The sequence below is a fragment of the Paraburkholderia sp. CI2 genome (assembly GCF_014201055.1).
Taxonomy (GTDB): Bacteria; Pseudomonadota; Gammaproteobacteria; order Burkholderiales; family Burkholderiaceae; genus Paraburkholderia; species Paraburkholderia tuberum.
In genome coordinates this window covers 333,169-349,231 of record NZ_JACHDL010000001.1, presented here as the reverse complement: position 1 = coordinate 349,231, position 16,063 = coordinate 333,169, and the positions used below count along the sequence as shown (strand labels likewise).

General features: G+C 60.0%; 15 protein-coding genes and 1 pseudogene. 9 read left to right on the top strand and 7 right to left on the bottom strand.

The genetic code is table 11. The features are described from left to right. Window positions 1-243: 243 nt before the first annotated feature. A complete protein-coding gene (locus tag HDG32_RS01600) occupies window positions 244-831 on the bottom strand; it encodes a hypothetical protein (protein WP_184062685.1) in 588 nt (195 codons plus the stop codon). A gap of 883 nt (window positions 832-1,714) precedes the next feature. Between HDG32_RS01600 and HDG32_RS01595 the strand changes: the two genes are divergently transcribed. The 7 genes and pseudogenes from HDG32_RS01595 to HDG32_RS01565 form a co-directional block, all read left to right on the top strand. Continuing rightward, a complete protein-coding gene (locus tag HDG32_RS01595) occupies window positions 1,715-2,926 on the top strand; it encodes a helix-turn-helix transcriptional regulator (RefSeq protein ID WP_184062683.1) in 1,212 nt (403 codons plus the stop codon). Window positions 2,927-3,732: 806 nt separating this feature from the next. After that, window positions 3,733-4,089, top strand: a complete 357-nt coding sequence (locus tag HDG32_RS36090; RefSeq protein WP_311539137.1) for a helix-turn-helix domain-containing protein — start codon at window positions 3,733-3,735, stop codon at window positions 4,087-4,089. 804 nt (window positions 4,090-4,893) lie between these two features. Beyond that, window positions 4,894-5,247, top strand: a complete 354-nt coding sequence (locus tag HDG32_RS01585) for an SH3-like domain-containing protein (protein WP_184062681.1) — start codon at window positions 4,894-4,896, stop codon at window positions 5,245-5,247. Then, window positions 5,244-5,921, top strand: a complete 678-nt coding sequence (locus tag HDG32_RS01580; protein WP_184062679.1) for a nitrile hydratase subunit alpha — start codon at window positions 5,244-5,246, stop codon at window positions 5,919-5,921. Before HDG32_RS01585 ends, HDG32_RS01580 begins: the two co-directional genes overlap by 4 nt. Continuing rightward, window positions 5,918-6,277, top strand: a complete 360-nt coding sequence (locus HDG32_RS01575; RefSeq protein ID WP_184062677.1) for an SH3-like domain-containing protein — start codon at window positions 5,918-5,920, stop codon at window positions 6,275-6,277. Before HDG32_RS01580 ends, HDG32_RS01575 begins: the two co-directional genes overlap by 4 nt. Then, window positions 6,274-7,038 (top strand): aquaporin, encoded by a 765-nt coding sequence (locus tag HDG32_RS01570; protein WP_184062675.1) that lies wholly within the window; start codon window positions 6,274-6,276, stop codon window positions 7,036-7,038. The genes HDG32_RS01575 and HDG32_RS01570 overlap by 4 nt, the downstream gene beginning before the upstream one ends. Window positions 7,039-7,050: 12 nt before the next feature. Further along, window positions 7,051-7,674, top strand: a pseudogene (locus tag HDG32_RS01565) (HoxN/HupN/NixA family nickel/cobalt transporter); the annotation flags it as partial. Between the two features lie 616 nt (window positions 7,675-8,290). Here the strand turns inward: HDG32_RS01565 and HDG32_RS01560 are convergent. From HDG32_RS01560 to HDG32_RS01535, 6 genes are all read right to left on the bottom strand, one after another. Then, the gene (locus HDG32_RS01560) at window positions 8,291-9,289 is read right to left on the bottom strand and encodes an aldo/keto reductase (protein ID WP_184062673.1); all 999 of its coding nucleotides are present in this window, start codon (window positions 9,287-9,289) and stop codon (window positions 8,291-8,293) included. Window positions 9,290-9,380: 91 nt separating this feature from the next. Next, entirely contained in the window at window positions 9,381-10,172 is a 792-nt protein-coding gene (locus HDG32_RS01555) for an IclR family transcriptional regulator (protein ID WP_184062670.1), read from the bottom strand. 36 nt (window positions 10,173-10,208) lie between these two features. Continuing rightward, window positions 10,209-11,057 carry a TIM barrel protein gene (locus HDG32_RS01550; protein WP_311539132.1) on the bottom strand — a complete coding sequence of 283 codons (849 nt, stop codon included), beginning with the start codon at window positions 11,055-11,057 and terminating at the stop codon, window positions 10,209-10,211. 5 nt (window positions 11,058-11,062) lie between these two features. Continuing rightward, window positions 11,063-11,929 (bottom strand): intradiol ring-cleavage dioxygenase, encoded by an 867-nt coding sequence (locus HDG32_RS01545; protein ID WP_184062669.1) that lies wholly within the window; start codon window positions 11,927-11,929, stop codon window positions 11,063-11,065. Between the two features lie 10 nt (window positions 11,930-11,939). Beyond that, complete coding sequence (locus tag HDG32_RS01540) at window positions 11,940-13,025, bottom strand: maleylacetate reductase (protein WP_184063369.1); 1,086 nt, start codon at window positions 13,023-13,025, stop codon at window positions 11,940-11,942. Then, window positions 13,025-13,612: a nuclear transport factor 2 family protein gene (locus tag HDG32_RS01535; RefSeq protein ID WP_260335488.1), complete on the bottom strand. Its 588-nt coding sequence runs from the start codon at window positions 13,610-13,612 to the stop codon at window positions 13,025-13,027. Before HDG32_RS01535 ends, HDG32_RS01540 begins: the two co-directional genes overlap by 1 nt. A gap of 211 nt (window positions 13,613-13,823) precedes the next feature. Between HDG32_RS01535 and HDG32_RS01530 the strand changes: the two genes are divergently transcribed. Both HDG32_RS01530 and HDG32_RS01525 read left to right on the top strand, forming a co-directional pair. Then, window positions 13,824-14,579 (top strand): SDR family NAD(P)-dependent oxidoreductase, encoded by a 756-nt coding sequence (locus HDG32_RS01530; protein ID WP_184062665.1) that lies wholly within the window; start codon window positions 13,824-13,826, stop codon window positions 14,577-14,579. Window positions 14,580-14,639: 60 nt separating this feature from the next. Further along, window positions 14,640-16,040, top strand: a complete 1,401-nt coding sequence (locus tag HDG32_RS01525; protein ID WP_184062663.1) for an MFS transporter — start codon at window positions 14,640-14,642, stop codon at window positions 16,038-16,040. Window positions 16,041-16,063 lie beyond the last annotated feature (23 nt).

The window sequence follows — 16,063 nt, the reverse complement described above, 5'->3', positions numbered from 1 at the left end:
TCGGCCATACTGGCCCCCTGGCCGCTTCGATCGTCTCCGCCATCAGTTCATAAACGCTGGCTTCGCCAGCCGCTTGCGCCAGCGCGCTTAGGCGCACCGGCGGCTGCTTCAGGCCTGATCTGCTCGTAGTGCAACTGTTGCCGGAAGAAATCTCCCGCGTCATCTGTTCATCTGCCCATAGGCTCGCCAATGGCCAGCCATATCGAGCTTCTGGTGTTGCCTTGGGGAGCGACGCGCTGCCGCCTATTGCCCGCGCGGCCCGCGCCCCCCTTCGCCGTCGACGCGCACAGCCATGGTGCCCGTCTGGATACCGAAGTCACAACCTTTGCTGCAGCTGGTTCCATCGAGGGCGGTGATGGGGCTCGGAGAAGAGTGGAAAGCGCTCACGACGCCGTACATCTGTTTGCCTCGGTCGAGGACGACGATCTCGGTTGTAATCGTTTTCCCACCCGGGTAAATAATCTGCATCTGACCGCTACAATCTCCCGACAGAGTGTACGTGAGCGTTTCGTCGGTCTCGAATTCAAGTGGCGGCTCACCAGGGGTTCTTGTTCCATTTAGCATCCCAAAATCTTTCTGGTGGCCCCCTCCGAAACCGTCGAATGTCGCAAGAGCAACGGCGTCGATAACGCCGGCATTGGCCAGGCGATGGAGAGTCTGACTGGGAGCCGTCCCCGTCAGGATTCCAAGCAAATCCGCATGGATCTTGAAGCCATACGTCCCTCTCAACGTCGCCGTGGTGCATGCGAAGTCATCTGTCTGCGCTACGCAATTTAGCGACAGTAATGCCATCGCCGCTGCCACCGTTTCCTTGAAGAATCTGCTAAACATCTTCTTCTCCTTTCTGCTAAATCAGTCCGGGAAAATCAGCGATACCCCGACGTTGGAACGTGGGTTTGCAAACAGCAAAAGGCCTGTGTCCATCAACCGAAGTAACTGGATATATGCGTCGGTCATGCAACGGGCGGTTGCCCGGTCATCGAGCCGGTACGCCTGATCCGACGTCTCGCGGCTGCCAGCTAGCGCAAGGTGGTTTCGCGGATCGCAACGGCAATCCGCGAATCCTTCTGACTACTGACCTATATATTTAGTGACCACTGTCGGGGTTGCATTGGGGTAGATGACCGCAGGTAGCCCACCCCGAGCGACCCATACCGCCGCTTACACTGCTGCTTCCGGAAACACCGCCATACCCGGAGTTACTGCTAGCATTGGCCGATGCCGATTGCCCATCTTGTTGCCCGGATGCCTGCTGCGCTTGCCCATCTTGTTGCCCGGATGCCTCCTGCGCTTGCCCTACGCTCGCAAGCGAGAGAATGCCCACGAGCGCTGCAGACGCGAGAATTGTCGTCTTCATGGCTTAACTCCTTCAGTACGAAATCAGGTTCAGTTAGGGCGGCCGCTTTGACATAGGCAACGAGCGTAGCAGCCGACACGCGCGCCAGGATATTCGCTGCCAGGCGAATTCGTCCGTTGCCGTGACCCGTTGCGGGGACGTTTTTCCTGGCTTTCGACCAGGTGGGGAAAGAAACGGCGCGGCAATACCGCGCGTAGCGTCCGAGGTGTCAGTAGCACCTGAAAGACCGCCGGTGGGCCGGTAAGCCCGGTGCGCAGAAGAGGGCGCACATTTAAAACCGCAAATCACTTGCCTATAATCCAAACAATCCTGTGCGTCCGACACTCCCATTTGGGAGGGATGTGATAGGAGGCGATCATGACGCATGTCGAAGAAATTCACTTTGCGATTCGACGCATCTATGAAGCGGCTCTCTTTCCAGAGAACTGGCCCAGTGCACTTGCCTCCGTGACGGAAGCAATCGGCGGGTATAAGGCACTGCTGACCGAGAAGACACCTGGCGCCGCCGGTAGATCGTTTTCGAGCGGTTTTGAGGTCGAGAATGCATCAAGGCTGCAGCGGGAGTTCGAAACCCGTCTTCCGGACTGGATTCGGGCCATTCCGGTTGGCGCGCCGATGCGACAATCGTCGATGATTTCAGACGCGGCCTTCAGGCGATCGGAGATCTATAACGAAACAATTCGCCCATTCTACGGTGGATTCTATGGGATCGTCGCGCCTCTTGCGCAGCACCCTGGGCGGCGGGCTTACTTTTCGGTCTGCCGACATTTGGGCGCGCCGGATTTCAGCGACGACGATCTCGAAGCAGCAAAGCTGATCGTCCCGCACCTAAAGACGGCGCTGGAAGTGCAGGGTCGTCTTGAGGCAGCAGACTTGCGGACGCAGGGCGTGCTTGACGTTATCACGCAGCTGAATGTCGGTGTAATCCTGTTCGACGCGGCACTGCGCCCAGTCTTCGTGAATCCATGTGCCGAAGCAATCGCGGCGCGTCGTGACGGTTTGCTGTTGAGCAGACAGGCGGTCGCGGCGACTCTCCATTTGGATACGGAGGGTCTGCGCCGGGTCATGAAGGCCGCGCTCGCCTGGCACGACGTCAGCCGGGACGGCAGCGTGGTTGCGACGCGCACAGGAGCGCCGGAGCGCTGCTACCTGTCGCGCAGGCCGCCAAGGCCACCGCTCGTCGTCTTGGTCGTGCCGCTTTGTACGACAGGCCTTACGAGTGCGTGGAATTCGGACGCACGCGCCGTCCTGTTCGTGATGGAACCGGACAGCGCGTCCGGTCTGGAGCAGATGGTCCTCATCGAGACCTTCCAGCTCACCCGGCGAGAGGCTGCGCTCGCCAGTTTGCTCGCTCGGGGTATCGACCTCCCGGACACGGCAGCGCGGCTGGGAATCGGCATTGGAACAGCGCGCGGATATCTGAAACAGGTGCTTGCCAAGACAGGCACACACAGACAGGCGGAACTCGTAGCGCTACTTCTGCGCAGTGCCTGTATGGCCGGTGGTGTGACGACCGCCCCGAACTCGACGGTTCCTTGTTCGCATCGGAGCGACAGTCGAGGCCAATGATTCGACGGGCATTATCGGCTCAGCGAATGTCCATTGTCGGTTGGCGAGCCGACGTTGGAATGTCCGCGCTGATGCCTAGGCCGATGACCGCAGGTGGCCGGTCTCTGCCTGACGGCGATCGGCAGCACGCGACCCTGAGCGGACCACGACGCAACATTGACTCGGTGGCAGCTTCCGAGTGTAGAACGGTCGACTGGTTTCTGACGGCGCTTGCGGATACGGCCAAACGACGCGTTCAGCGTTCACGCAACCCAAGACTTGTAATCAGTGGCGCTCCGACCAATACAAATGAACCGACAAATGGTAACTAGCGACAACTGGGCATGCCCCCGTGGGTTGCGAGTGGTCGACCGATCGTCCGGCAGGGCCTCTCATGATTTCGATACCCTGCGCTTAGATCTTGAACTCGCTGGTCATAGCGTAGTGACTAGCGGGGATGCCATGGCTCGTTTCGCTATATGACTCAGAGTTGACCCGCAGGCTAGGTCAGGACCGCCGCGCTGAGCGCGTTCGATCATCTGCAACGGCCTGTTTGCGCTTGGGTCTGCGGGACTGCTCAACGACCGCGTGGTGACCACTCACTGGATGGATGTGCCGCGTTTGGCCGCGACGTTTCCGCGCGCACGGATCGAGCCGGATCAGATCTACGCGAAAGACGTCTAGACTACGGCGGGCGTAACGGCAGGGATCGATCTTTCACTGGTGATGATCGAGGCGCTAAGTATCAGGTCGTCTATCTGCGAAGAGCAGGTGGACAATCGCAGTTCAGTCCACTGCTCGAATCGCAGACCGCGCCTGATTCGCATGTGATCGCGATCCAGCAATACATGCTCGACAATCTTGCCGTCGAGCATACGCTTGCGTCGCTGGCTGAGCGCGCTCATATGAGCGCGCGCAACATGACCCGCCTGTTCTCGAAGGAATGCGGCATAAGACCGACATTGTTCCTGAACAACGCACGTATTGATGCCGCGAGGCGCTATCTGGAGAGCACCGATCTTCCGCTGCGCGATATTGCCCGGTGGTGCGGATTCGATGGTACGGATGGTCTGCGCCGCACCTTCCAAAGGCGACTGCAAATCAATCCGGCTGACTATCGGAGTCGCTTCCGTTCGGCGGATTCGCCCGATCGTAGGCAAGACGTTGTCGCCCACGCGCGGTAGAAACAAGCAACCGCTCGACCGGTTTCTCAGTCGATATCTGGACCCGTGAGTAGGTTCGTATCCTGGTCGAGCGCGAGTTAGGCTTCAGTTATTCGCCCTCGCATGTCAAAAGGATTATTCGCGAGCTTGGCCTGACACCTCTCTTCGCCAAAGCGTCGCACGGCAAGAATTCGGGACATGTTCACGCCGACGAGACCAAGATCGCCTATGGTGCCGTCGATTCCCGCTCGACCATTCTTCATCTCTATGAATAAGCTGGACGTGTGGGAAAGGCGGTCCGGGTTACAAGACCGGTAGCGACGTCCGTGTTCACGCTGATCGATTGAAAATCATCTAGCGGGCCGCACCGACCCCGCTTACGACCTCCGTGCTGGTGTCAAGGCCATCACAGATTGCCTGGCAGATGCAATGCAATCCCATACTCCTGCCAAAAGATGCGCACCTCAAGAGAAGGCGTCCCATCCTGTTGAAAGCAGTACGTTAGGCGCGAAGCATGGCGCAATAGATCGACCACGAGCATCGGGCGGCCGTTACAGAACCGGAAAACTAATTTGCTTCCGGTATGAGGCGAAAACCAGATTGACGCGAGCCAGGGTGCTTGCTAGTCTGCGTAAAGGCAGACCCCGTTTTAAGGGGCAGGTCCTTGGCCGCTGCCGGCACACCAGATGATTGCAGTTAGCGCTGTGAATCACGAATTGACAATACCGGCAGTGCGCATCCGCTTCATCACCGACGCTCACAGCCGCACCAAGGCGATAGATAGCGCCGCCAATTATTGCTTCTTCCAAAGACGGGAGTAGTGCAATGAGGCCCGAATCAACGGAAAACCCAGCGAGCAGTGCGAACGTCGTGTTCGCAGAACGAGAGATACCCATCTTCCGCGCCGGCGACATCGTCCGGGTCGCTGAACGAAGCCCAGTTGGACATTACCGCGTGCCTACGTATCTGCGGGGCAAGACCGGTGTCGTAGAAGCGGTCATCGAGCCGCCTGGTATCGATAACGAAGACGAAAGCTTTGGCCGGAACACCGGAATAAAGCTGCACTACTACCGGGTTTCGTTTCCGATGACCTCTATTTGGGATAACTACAAAGATTCACCGAGCGATGCACTGCACATCGAAGTATTCGAGACGTGGCTCCAGAAGGAGAAACCATGAACACAGAGGCTCCTGCGCACGGCGATGATCACCCTCACGGCGACGATCACTCGCACTCTCACGCTCCCGTCCAGCAAGAAGGGCATCCGTCGTACTACGAAATCATGGAAATCGCAGTACGTGAGTTGCTGATCGAGAAGAAATTGCTTGGCCCCGGTGAGATCAGACGGCAGATCGAAGTGCTCGATTCACGCACGCCGGCCCTTGGCGCCAAGGTAGTCGCGAGAGCCTGGGTTGATCCTGCCTTCAAGGCACGCCTTCTCGAGAGTGGCCGCAAATCCTGCGAGGAGTTCGGGATCAGTTTCTACGACGACACTCAGCTTATCGTGCTGGAGAACACCGAGAAAATACATAACGTAATCGTGTGCACACTCTGCTCGTGCTATCCGCGTGCGTTACTGGGCCTACCCCCGGACTGGTACAAGCTTAAGCCCTATCGCGCCCGCACCGTATCGGAGCCAAGAGCGGTGCTTGCCGAGTTCGGCACGGTGATACCAGAGGACGTCGAAGTGCGCGTGAGCGACTCAACGGCCATGGTCCGATACCTCGTCTTGCCACGTCGCCCGTCGGGCACGGAAGCGCTGACAGAGGAGGAGCTCGCTGCGTTGGTCACCCGAGATGCCATGATCGGTGTCGTTATGGTGAAAGGCCCCAATGAGAAGGAAGCGTCATGACTACCACAGAGCAGCAGGTAAAACGCCTTCCCAACGACATCGGCGGCCTCCCCGCCGCGCCTATCCAGCAGGTAGAGCACCCGCTTGAACCTTGGGAGAAGCGCTGCCATGCACTCGCTGATGTGCTTGATTATCACAAGATCATCAATACGGAAGAGAAGCGTCGTGGTGTAGAGGCGCTGGGTGCCGAAATGGTGAACAGCCTGAGCTACTACCAGCGCTGGATTGTGGCTTTCGCCAACATACTCTTCCAGAAGGGCATTCTGGTGCCTGGTGAGCTGGCGGACAAGATGGATGAGGTGGAGTCTCGCTTTCACGACTCTGATCCCAGCGCAGTGGCGCCGCGCGATTCATGAACTCGACACCTGCGAATGCAGTGCCGACCTGCTTTGTCGAGGCCGACCCGCAGCTGCAACTGGCACGGCGAGCAACGGTTGAGTGTATCGGCACATTGCTTCTAACCACAGTGGCTGCAGGCGCCGGCCTGGCGGCAACGCAGGCAGAGCCGGGTAATCACGGGTTTGCTTTGCTGCTGGGCGCGTTAGCAACGAGCGGCGCACTGGTCGGCCTGATCTTTGCGTTTGGGAAGGTCTCTGGCGGTCATTTCAATCCCCTCATCACGCTGCTGCAGTGGTTAACCCGGGAGCGCACTGGCAAGTGCGCGGCTGCCTACGTGACGGGCCAGTTGATTGGAGCCGCATTAGGCGCAGGTATCGCGAACACGCTGTTTCCAACGCCGTCTATGGGACAGGCGATAACTACGCCAACAGTGGCTCTTGTTGCAAGTGAATTCATCGCGTCCGCAGGGTTGATGACGATCGTCTTTGGTTGCATGCGAAGCGGGCTGGCCGTTACCGGGCCAATTGCCGTCGGCGCGTGGCTGTTCGCCGCGATCATCGCTACGCCGTCCGGTTCTTACGCAAACCCCGCGATCACCGTGGCCTCTTTAATTGCCCATGGCCCCATCCACCTGAGCGTTCAGACGGTTTGGCTCTATACGCCTGCAGAATTGTTCGGCGCGTTGCTCGCGCTGCTCATTGTCGCGATCGGCTATCCGCGCAAGGACCTGCCTGATGCGGTGGATCAGCAAGTTGATAGAGGCGCGCTCCAACCATAAGCGTTATGCCGCATCTTGTGTGGCGTGTGGCGGACCTTCAACAAGGTGCGTCGCGGCGAGCCATATGAAAATGAAGATCCGGACCTGCTGCTGAACAATCGCGGACTGCTCGCGCGCCTGTTCCGTCCGATGTTCCGCCTCGTGTCGAACCCGATATAGATGCTCCCACTGGGCTTCCTGTTCGGCCTCGGTTTCGACACGGCAACCGAAATTAGCCTGCTTGGCATCTCGGCGAGCCAGGCGGCGCAAGGTGTGTCGATCTGGGTCGTACTGGTGTTCCCGGTGCTGTTCGCGGCGGGGATGTCCCTCGTCGACACCACCGATGGCCTGCTGATGCTCGGTGCCTACGATTGGGCGTTCGTGCGTCCGATTCGCAAGCTCTACTACAACCTTACGATTACGCTTGTGTCCGTGGTCGTGGCCGTCTTGATCGGCGGTATTGAAGCCCTCGGGCTTCTGGCCGACCAGCTTAGCTTTAAGGGGGGCTTCTGGGATGTGATTGGCGCACTGAACGACAACTTCAACAATCTGGGCTTTATCATCATCGGCGTATTCATCGTTGCGTGGCTGGCATCATTCTTCATCTACCGAATGAAGGGTTACGATGATCTGGAAGTGAATACGGGTGGGCGCTAGGTGTCGCGCCGCAGCGGAGCTGTCCATCTCCGCGCTGCGAACTGCTTGCTATGCGCGCTCACGACTTCCGGCGCCTATTCACGCGAACGCCGCCCTTCAACTCTGTGGCTTAAGCGTCTTCATGTGGCCGGCTCCCAGCAATGAATGAGCATATCAGCGCCAGCACACGAACGTCAGACTGGCCCGATGAAGCAGCCTTGGCTCATGAGAGTCGAATGGCCGGTAACTGGGGCGGAGCCGACGCGTGAATGTCCGACCGACGACCGCCCGCTTGTGGCCGATTGCGCCAGTTCAGCGAGGGGCATTGGAGTCGTCATCGGCAGTTTTCCTGCAGGCTGGGTCAATGCGTACTTCCGGCCATTTCCAGCCGTTCACCTTGCCGCAGGGGGACTCGTCCTAACGTCGGGATGCCATCTGCAAGGAGACATTCCAGCGCGTGTTGTTCAGTCGGGGGGAACCGAAATGAGAAAGTAGCGACTGCGAAGAGGCCCGCTACGGAGCCTCGAACATGAGACCGAAGAGGCCGTAAAGTCACCGCCTCAGGTTGGCGAGCGCCGCCGTCGACGGGGCTGCGGCAAACAGCGTCTTGACCGGTGTCCTTCTCGAATGGAAGCGATTAAGCTCCCTCGCAACCTCCGCTTAATCGTCCTTCCCAATCCTTCGTCTCGATCAGGAATGCGTCCATCTCCTGCCAAAACTGATCCGAAAGATTTTCAGAGAGACGGGCGAAGGACTGCTTGAATTCATCGGCGGTCTTTGCCCCGAAAACGATCGTGCTGACCGCAGAATGTCGCAGAGGAAAAAGCAGGGCAGCGGTAGCCAGCGATACGTGATGGCGCCGGCAAATGCGTTCGAGTCCTTCCGTCTGCAACAGGGCTAGCCGCGTCGCGGGCCGCATGTTGTAGAAGGCGTCGGGACGCGAACCGGTCGCGAGAATGCCCGAGTTGAATGGCGACGCCGCGATCCAGGCAATGCCTTTCTCGACGCAGTGATCCAGCAATGCGGTGCTGCGCGTGCGAAGCAACGAGTACTCTCCCGCCGGCATGACGACATCTACGTCGGCCAGTTCGGCGAAGTCCAGGCAGGCCTGCCAGTCCATACTGGCGACGCCTATCGCGCCGACCACTTTTTCATCCTTTAGGCGCTGTAACGCGGGAAACGCACCTTCGACGGCCGTTTTGAGTTCCTCGCGATACGCCGTCCGGGCAAAACCGGGATCCAGATCGTGAATAAAAACTGCACCGAGACGATCGACATGGAGTCGCGACAGGCTGCGCTCGACCGATCGGAGCGTCGTATCGTACGTGTAGTCCAGGTAAAAGTTGCTACCACCTGGCAAGGAGCTTGCGCCAGGCTGGCTCAAGTACCTGCCGAGCTTGGTCGATACGTACAACTCGTCTCGCGGATACGCTGCCAGCGCCGCGCCAAGCCGTTGCTCGCTTACACCGCCAAGATAAGCTGCCGAGGTATCAAAATATCGAACGCCACTCGCCCATGCGGCATGAATCATGTTGAAGAACGCCTGCTCGCCCGCCGCGTTTGCGAGGCTGCCGGCTCCGACTCCCACCCGGGGAAACTGAACAGTTCCATTCGGCTCTGAAATTCGCGCGGTCATTAAATTCGGTATCCCTGATAAACGGTTGTGACAATCGCCAACGATTTTGTGGCGACCACAAAGACGAGCCCCCGAAAATGTGTCAGTAGGCTTACCTGGTATGTTCGTTTGCGGCGATGTAATCGCGGCGCACGCGCTCTGCGGAGGCCTGGAGAACGGCGACGGCCCGCGCGCCGACACGTTCCGAATAGCGCACCGACGGAATCGCGACGTTCAGCGAGCCGAGCGGAAAGCCCGACGATGACAACACTGGCACGCCGATGCCGACGATGCCCGGCGTGTATTCGTCCATCGAATAGGCGACCCCGGTATGTCGGATGGTTTCGATCTGTGCAAGCAGCGCCTTCTTTGATGTGATCGTCTTCGGCGTGATGGCTTGCATCTTCACGGTCTTGATGTACTCGCTACGCATCTGATCCGGAAGAAACGCGAGAATCACCTTTCCACCCGACACTGCATACAGCGGTGCAAGATCGCCGAGTCGCAGATGCGATACCAACCGTTGCGGGCTGGTCACTGTCGCAACGACTTCCACCTGATCGCCTTTGATCTGATTGAGCGCGCACGACTCCAGCGTCTGCTGTGTGATCTCTGCCAGCACCGGCTGCGCGCAGCTGACGAGCGAGCGGCTATGCGTGGATTGCTGCGAAAGCCGGATTAGCGCTTCGCCGAGGCGATAACCCTTGGTGACAGGGACGAACTCGACAAAACCACGAGCCGTAAGATTCTTGAGCAGCTTGGTCAGCGAACTCTTCGGTATATCCAGCGCTTCCGCGATTTCCGTATGGGACATCTCGCGTCCCCATCTCGCGAGCAACTCGATCACGTCGAGCACGCGATCCGCCGATTTGACCACTGCATTCGATTCGTCTTCCAACAGCATATCCGGCTCCTGTTTACATATGGAAACATACTAGCATCAGGACACTGGACCAGCGAGAAACGTCCGCATGCGTGCATGGATGCGTCTCGCCTGTTCTTCGAACGGCAGGCCACGCAGCGGGAGCGTCGGCGCCTCGACGGCGAGTGGAAGATCGGACCGCAGTCTCGACAGCAGTTCGCGCAGCGGCAATTCACCATCGCCGGGCAGCAGCCGGGCCGTCCTCGCTTCTTGTCGCCGTGCTTCGAGGGACTGCGGTGCGGCGCTCGGTGCATCGCAAATCTGGATGTATTCGATCAGCGCCGGGTCGATTGCATCGATCTGCTCGCACGTCGCGCCCGCACGGAAGTACTGCAGTGCGTCAATGAGTATTCGCGCGTTCGGCTGTCCGCTGTCTCGCACGACCTCGAGCGCGTCGGCGGGCGTCCCCACCGCGCAGTATGTGATCGCTTCGAGCCCGACCGAAAGGTCAAAGCCGTCGGCCGCTTCGCACAGGCGGCCGAAGTTGTCCCGCAGGCGAGCGCGTTCGGTGTCGTTGCCGACGCAGAGCACGTGCCGCGCACCGAGCATACGACCCGCTTCGAGTGCAGGCAGTAGTGACGCGACATCCGTCTGCGGACTCAGCCAGATGGCCTCGATGTCCAGCAGCCTGACGCCGGTTGCGTGGAGTCGCGCGCGTAACTCGCGGATGAGTGCGGGATGGTTCGCAACATCCACGATCGCATCGGCACCGGTGGGCGCGACCAGCCGCAAGCCGCAAAACTCAAATCCCGCAGCGGCGGCCGCATCGACGAGTTGCAGCGGATGCGCGTCCAGAATGGTCAGATGATGCAACGACAGTTCATGCATGGGAACACGTCCGTAACATAAAAATGGCTCGTGGCGCACAGCGGTCAGTTCTGCAGCGGCAGCACGAAATCATAGGCAAGCAGGGCACTCGGAACATCGACGAGATGACCGGCCGGACTCAGGCCCGGTGCGAGCGGTACCAGTGGTTCGATCAGTGCGTCCTTCACGCCGAACACGACGTCCGAGTCCAGGTAGATGTCGCCGCTCACGAACACGTGCGTAACGAGTGTCTGGAAGCCGGGTGCACTGACGCGGAAGTGCACGTGAGCGGGGCGGTAGGGATGCCGCCCCTGCGCATCGAGCATGCGGCCAACCGGGCCGTCGTTCGGAATCGGATAGGCCGCGGGTACGATCGAGCGATACCAGAATGCGCCTTCCGGATCGGTCAGGAAGCGCGCCCGCATGTGCAGGTTCTCCTTGCCCGCCGCCTTCTGCACATCATAGAAGCCATGGCTGTCCGCGTGCCACGTCTCGATCAGTGCGCCCGCGATCGGTTTCCCGTTCAGATCGCGTAAGGTGCCCTCCACCAGCAGAGGGTCGCCCGGCTCGCCATCGGCGATCGAAGCGCCTAGCGGCAGAATAGCCGCTTCTTCTACATAGAACGGACCGAGCACGGTAGTTTGCGTCGCGTCGCCCGGATAGCGATGATTGATCGCGTCCACCAGCATCGATACACCGAGCGTGTCGGAGAGCAGAATGAACTCCTGCCGGGTGTCGGTGCACATCTGCCCCGTCTGGGTGAGAAAGCGAATCGCGGCAGCCCATTCGTCTTCGGTAGGCTCGATCTCCTTCACGAACGCATGCAGGTGACGAACCAGCGCGTCGCTGATCTGGTGCACGCGTTCGCTCTTGCTTCCCGCAAGGCGCTCGATGACCGCTGCAGTGATGTTGTCTTCGTCGAAATTGCGCATCTGGTATTCCTCACAGCGAATCGGGTTGCGGTGCCGCGCCGCGCCATGCCCTTTCGAGCATTGCCCTGATCGAGTCATAGCCCGGCGTGCGCGGATTCGCATAGGCCTGTTGCAGCACCAGATCGGCCGCGCGCCCGATACCATCGTGCGGCATGCCAATCTCCGCAAGAGACTGGGGAACGTGCAGCCTTGCAGCGAGCGCGTGCAGCCCAGACCATGCGTCATCGGCTTCAAGCGCGTGTGCGATGCGGCGCATTGCATGCGGCGCCGCGCCAGCCTGGTAGGCAACGACGTGCGCAAGCATGATCGCATGGGTGTCGGCATGCGGCAGATCGAAGGTGCCGCCCAGCACATGACAGACTTTGTGATGCAGCGCCATGCCGACGGAGCCGAGGCACGTTCCGCACAACCACGCACCGTACTGGGCGCGGCTGCGCGCATCACGACTGGCGGGATTGGCGAGAATCTCGGGCAGCGCACCGGCGAGGGCCGCGATACCCTGTTCAGCCATGATCGACGTGACCGGATTGGCGTCGACGGAATAGAGCGCTTCCACCGCGTGAGCCATCGCGTTCAGACCGCTGGCCGCCGACAAGGGCGCGGGCAGCGTCAGGGTGAGTTCCACATCGTAGATCACGGCCTCCGGCAGCACGTCAAGCGTACGACGCGTACGTTTCTCGCCGTCCTGCGTCTCGCCGATGATTGGTGTGACTTCAGAGCCGGCGTACGTAGTGGGCAGCGCGATTTGCGGCAGGCCGGTGCGCAGTGCAAGCGCTTTGGCGAGGCCTATCGCCGAACCACCGCCGACAGCAATCAGGGAGTCCGCGCCGGTCTCCTGCGTGACCGCGAGTGCACGCGATGTCACGTTCCACGGCGTGTGCATCGCGGCCTCGGAAAAGATATGCGCCGGCGAACCGGTGAACAACGACGCGATGGCATCGGCCAAATCCTTCTGCTCCGGTGTGGAGACGATCAACGGATGCGTGCAGCCCAGTTGCCGGGCGACTTCAGGCGTTTCCCGACGCCTGCCCGCGCCGAACAGCACGCGCGCCGGCAGCGCCTGGTAATCGAAGCGCATCGGCGAGACGTCCTCCATCATAGCGCTCCGTTTTGCAGATACTGGCGGCCGCGCGCATAGAGCGCTTCTACCTCCGGGCCCGTCAGTGTCGGCATGTCGCGTTTGACCTTGTAGCCGATTCGGGTCTGCATATATGCGAGATGCCGGTAGCCAACGGGGAACTCGGCCAGCAGCGCCGCATCGAGAACGGGACGGGCGTCCGGCTTGACCGGATCCAGACGATCCTTTTCGTAGATGGGCTGTCGAAGCAGCAGCAGCCATCGGTCGTCGACCTTCTCGAAGAAGTCGTAGAAGCGGCCGGTGCACACGACGTCGCATAACGTGTCTTCGACTTCTCCACGCTGCGAAATGGTCATCTTGGTCTGCGCGACGGCACGCGAGCCGCTCACTACGATCGACGTGCCGCCCAGAAAATGCAGGATGCTCACGCCGTTGGCCCAACCGGTCTTCGTCACTTCGATGAACTCGCGGCCGCTTCCCTGAAACCACGTCGCCATCATGCGGCCGTCCGGATGCCAGAGCGTCGCGAACCGCTCCCAGTCTCCTGCATCTCGCCATACCGCCCAGTTTTCGATCGTCTCGCGGATCGTCAATCGATCAATCATCGCCTGTTCCATCTATCGCTCCTCGGTGTTCCCGTATAGAAATCAGTTTCTATGTTGGTACTCATGACGCTGCGCGGTCAAGCGGTTTTTATCGCGAACCGGGACATTCCCTAGTTTGTTCCCCTATGTGAATGAATGGTGGGATTGCCGTTGACGAGCCGGAATATCGTTTCTAGGATAGGAACTACGTTATATATAGGAACAAACGGACATGGAAAACCAATCGATAACACAACGAAGATTTGAATCACGCACGGCCATCGTGACGGGCGCCGCGCGTGGCATCGGGCGCGGTATCGCAGAGCGTCTTGCGGACGAAGGCTGCCGGATCGCCTGTTGGGATATCGATTGTTCATCGCTCGAAACAGGCGGCGACTCGTTCGCGGCGCTTGTTCAGGCCGTCGATCTTGCCGACGCGCGTTCCGTTGAGGCCGCGTTCGCTGTCACGCTCAAGTCGTTCGGTCATGTCGACATACTCGTGAACAACGCCGGCATCAACGGACCGGTCGTGCCGATCCAGGACTATCCGGTCGACGCATGGAACCGCGTTCTCGCCGTCGATCTGAACAGCGTCTTCCACACCTGTCGCCTCGCCGTGCCACACATGCGCGGACGTGGCGCGGGACGCATCGTCAACGTGGCGTCGATCGTCGGCAAGGAAGGACATTCGAACATTTGCGCTTATGCCGCAGCGAAGGCGGGTGTCATCGGTCTGACGAAATCGATTGCGCGCGAGTTGGCCGGAACGGGCGTCACGGTCAATGGCATCGCGCCTGCGATCACCGAAACGGATCTTTTCCGGGAGATGACGGAGGAGCACATCGAGGCCAGTAAAGCACGCATTCCCATGGGGCGGTTTTTGACCGTTCCGGAAATCGCCGCCATGGTGGCATGGATCGCAAGCGACGAATGCAGCTTCACGACCGGCTTCACCTTCGACCTGTCAGGCGGCCGCGCGACGTATTGAGCGCACGACGGTACACGAGCCCTGTTCCCGACCGCCGACAAGACACATGCAGGAGACGAAATGACAGCAACGCATCAGCAGAGCAGTAATCAGGCACGAACCGCCACCGCGAGCGCGTGGATAGGCTCGGCGCTGGAGTACTACGACTACTTCATTTATGCGCAAGCCGCCGCGCTGGTTTTTCCGCAACTTTTCTTTCCTTCCCAAGACAGTCGCGTTGCGATCGCCGCGTCGCTTGCGACCTATGGCGTCGGCTATCTCGCACGACCAGTCGGCGCATTTGTGCTCGGCCGTCGTGGCGATACGCATGGCCGCAGGAACCTGCTTCTCACCTGCATGTTCATGATGGGGTTGTCGACGCTCGCTGTGGGTCTTCTGCCGACATTTGCGCAAGTTGGCTTCGCAGCGCCGATCCTGCTCGTGATCCTGCGGCTCATCCAGGGCTTCGCGGTCGCCGGGGAGATCTCCGGTTCCAGTTCCCTCGTGCTGGAGCATGCGCCGCTCGGCCGTCGCGGCTACTTTGCCAGTTACGCGATGCAGGGCGTGACCGCCGGCCAGGTGTTCGCGGCGGCCATCTTCATGCCGCTCGCCAACTATCTCCCCGAGAAGCAGTTCCTGGCGTGGGGTTGGCGCGTACCGTTCCTGCTGAGTGTGCTCGTGCTCGTAGCCGGTTATGTGATTCGGCGGAAAGTGTCTGAGACACCGGCTTTCGTCGATGAAGCGCAACAGCGACAGATTCCCGCGTCCCCCGTCAAGGAAGCATTGCGCGATGGCTGGCGGGATATCGTCCGCATCGCCGCAATCGCGTTGATTGCGATCATCCTCGCGGTGACCTCTATCTTCGGCGCGGCCTATGCGGTACAGCCCGCTTACGGTATCGGTCTTTCGAAAGGATTCTTTCTCTGGATTCCGCTGCTCGCCAATCTGACCGCGATGTTCTTCATTCCCTTCGCAGGCAGTCTGTCCGATCGATGGGGACGCCGGCCGCTCATCATATTCGGCGCGCTTGCCTCGGGTCTGCTGTCTTACGCGTATCTCTATGCGATCAGTCTGCACAATGCCATGCTGGCGATCGTCATCGCGATCGTGATGTGGGGCGTGGTGTATCAGTGCTTCAACGCGGTCTATCCGAGCTTCATGCCTGAGCTGTTCCCGACGCGTATCCGGGTTACCGCCATGGCGATCGGCCAGAACATCGGCACGGCCATTACCGCGATCCTGCCGGCGTTCATCGCAGCCGCCGTGCCGCCCGGCACACAGCACATCCCGTTGATCGTGGGGACGATCACGCTGGTCGTCTGCGGCATCGGCGCGCTAGGCGCATGGACGGCGCGCGAAACCTACCGGCTGCCCGTCAACGCGCTCGGCCAGCGAGATGCAGCACCGGTCAGTCAGGAGGAATACGACCGCCTGCGCGCGGACATTCGCAGGAAGAAAACTGCGTCCAACGTTCCCGTTTAACGCGATTTCTGTTACCGCCGTCC